This window comes from Vibrio sp. 10N.261.55.A7, from assembly GCF_002877365.1.
Lineage (GTDB): Bacteria > Pseudomonadota > Gammaproteobacteria > Enterobacterales > Vibrionaceae > Vibrio.
This window is the reverse complement of sequence record NZ_MCWZ01000151.1, coordinates 1-2553: the sequence shown is the minus strand read 5'-3', so window position 1 is coordinate 2553 and position 2553 is coordinate 1. Positions and strand designations below refer to the sequence as shown.

Below are 2553 nucleotides of genomic sequence, written 5' to 3'. Positions count from 1 at the left end.
TGCGGTCCGCTTCATCTAATACAAGCACTTCAGTTTGTGTAAGAACAATATTTTTAGAGAATAAATGATCAATCAATCGACCTGGCGTGGCAACTAGAATGTCAGCTCCACCTTTTAGGTTCGCTGTTTGTACATTCATGCTGGTTCCGCCATAGGCTGTGACCACTTTTATTTGAGATCCTTTCGCGTAGCTCTGAATATTATCAAACACTTGTTGTGCTAACTCTCTGGTTGGGACGAGTACGAGTGCACGAATAACACGACTGCTTGGCTCGCGAACAAGTGGCGAATCTATAAATCGTTGAATAATGGGTAACCCGAATGCTGCGGTTTTGCCTGTCCCCGTTTGAGCCCCCGCCAAAACGTCGTGCTTTTCCAGAATGTGAGGAATAGATTGCTGCTGAATTTCGGTTGGTTGGTCAAACCCGAGATTTTTTACCACGTCAGTAATTGAAGAAGAAAGACCGAGATTTTTAAATGGATGTGTCATGTTTATTACCCAATATTGAACTGCGGCGAATTTTATCAGAATGCCTTGTCAAAAACAGATAAATGATAAAGCACTTACTTCTAATCGTTTTCTTTTCCCAAACCCAAATAGCTCCCAGCTAAGAGTGTAAAAATAAATCTACACAAGTGGAGTTTAAACATGACAGTCCACTTGATTTGAAGTGTAAAACTCTACACAATGCGTGGAATAAATATACATATAGCCAGTGTTTATCAGTTAGTTGGTGTTTATAACTGAAGCGTGGTTGTAAACATAAGAATACATATGAACAAATCTAAGATTTTTGGAAGCACTTTGATTATAGCTGGAACCACGATTGGTGCCGGTATGCTCGCTCTACCTATTGCATCCGCAGGAATAGGGTTCACTACTTCACTTATTATCATGCTCGGCCTTTGGGCGCTAATGGCATTCACTGCACTGTTAATGCTAGAGCTTCATCAGCACTCGGATAAAAAAGCCACGTTACATACCCTAGCGAAAGAGATATTGGGTAAGAAAGGACAATTAGTCACCACATTTTCAATGCTTTTCCTATTCTATTCATTGTGTGCTGCGTACATTGCAGGAGGCGGCGCTCAATTTACAGAAAGGTTAACAAACTGGACAGGTGTTGATGTTTCCCAGCAATTGGCAACAATACTATTTACGCTTATTGTTGGTGCCATTGTGACTTTTGGCACTCACGCCGTCGATAAAGTGAACCGCTTACTCTTCATTAGTAAATTAATCGCGATGGTAATAGTACTGAGCTTTTTGGCTCCTAATGTGACCCAAAGTTACTTACTTAGTATGCCTGTAGAACAAGGGTTTGTCTTAGCCGCAATTCCTGTCATATTCACGTCGTTTGGCTTCCATGGCAGTATTCCTGCTGTTGTGAACTATCTCGACGGTAATACCCGTGACCTTAGAAAAGCTATTATTGTTGGCTCTTCAATACCACTGATTGTGTATGTATTTTGGCAGATAGTGACGCTGGGGGTCATCAGTCAGTCAGATTTAGTTGAAAGCACTGGGCTGTCTTCACTTCTGAACCAGCTTGCTTTAACGGTTCAGGAGTCGAATATTAGCCAGGTTGTGGGTGTATTTGCCGACTTAGCACTCCTGACTTCCTTTTTGGGTGTTAGCCTTGGTTTGTTTGAATTCTTGGCCGATTCCGTAAAAACTAAAATCACAAAAACCAATCGAAGCGTCGCCGCGCTCATTACTTTTATACCGCCCCTGGGTTTTGCACTGTTTTATCCGCAAGGCTTCATTATGGCGTTAGGTTACGCGGCAATAGCGCTGGCTGTACTGGCAATATTCTTACCTATTATCATGGTCTATAAAGTGCGTAAGTCCGCTGATTATGAATCATCGTACCAGGTGATTGGTGGGCAATTCTCATTGACGTTGACCGGAATTATTGGGCTTTTAATCGTTTCCGTCCAAATAGCGATAAGCGTTGGTGTTCTCCCCGCTCTTGGCTAAAAGTGTGACGTAAACGAGACGTTACCTATATCAATATAGGTAACGTTTTACTCCGTTTGACTTGTCTAATCGCCAGATGAGTATGGATGTCTTTTACTGTCTCCATGGTTTGTAGCTGCCTCGTAAATTGCTCATATCCCACTAAATCTTTCGTAACCACTTCCAGTAAATAGTCGTAAGCACCAGAGACGACATGGCAGTTAATGACCGTTTCTGTATCTTCTATTTCTTGTTCAAATTTGTCTATCGAGGCTGCTTGGTGGTTGTTCAAACTGACTTCGACAAACACGGTCATTCCGATGCCAAGTTTTGATTTGTTCAAACTCGCGTTGTAGCTGTCTATGATGCCAAGTTCTTCAAGTTTTTTAAGCCTTCTCGCGCAAGGGGAAGGCGACAAACCAATGCTGTCCGCTATGTCAGCCGTTGGTAGCCTACCCTGTGATTGCACGATTTCGAGTATCTTGCGATCAATTCTGTCTAAAACCATTTCCGGTAATCCTATGCGTTACGATTTAAGAGCGTAGATATTGGTTGTTGCGCGATATTCCGTCAATATTCACCTAAAAGTATAG

The 2553-nt window shown here is 42.3% G+C and carries 3 protein-coding genes; 1 reads left to right on the top strand and 2 read right to left on the bottom strand.

Annotated features, from left to right (window positions below):
- On the bottom strand, positions 1–490 hold a 490-nt coding region (locus BCU12_RS09280), incomplete at its 3' end, for a DEAD/DEAH box helicase (RefSeq protein ID WP_133153845.1).
- 285 nt (positions 491–775) lie between these two features.
- Between BCU12_RS09280 and BCU12_RS09275 the strand changes: the two genes are divergently transcribed.
- Positions 776–1981 (top strand): aromatic amino acid transport family protein, encoded by a 1206-nt coding sequence (locus BCU12_RS09275; protein WP_102404044.1) that lies wholly within the window; start codon positions 776–778, stop codon positions 1979–1981.
- A 25-nt stretch (positions 1982–2006) separates the two neighbouring features.
- On the opposite strand, the gene BCU12_RS09270 is transcribed toward BCU12_RS09275, so the two are convergent.
- Complete coding sequence (locus BCU12_RS09270; protein WP_102404043.1) at positions 2007–2468, bottom strand: Lrp/AsnC family transcriptional regulator; 462 nt, start codon at positions 2466–2468, stop codon at positions 2007–2009.
- Positions 2469–2553 lie beyond the last annotated feature (85 nt).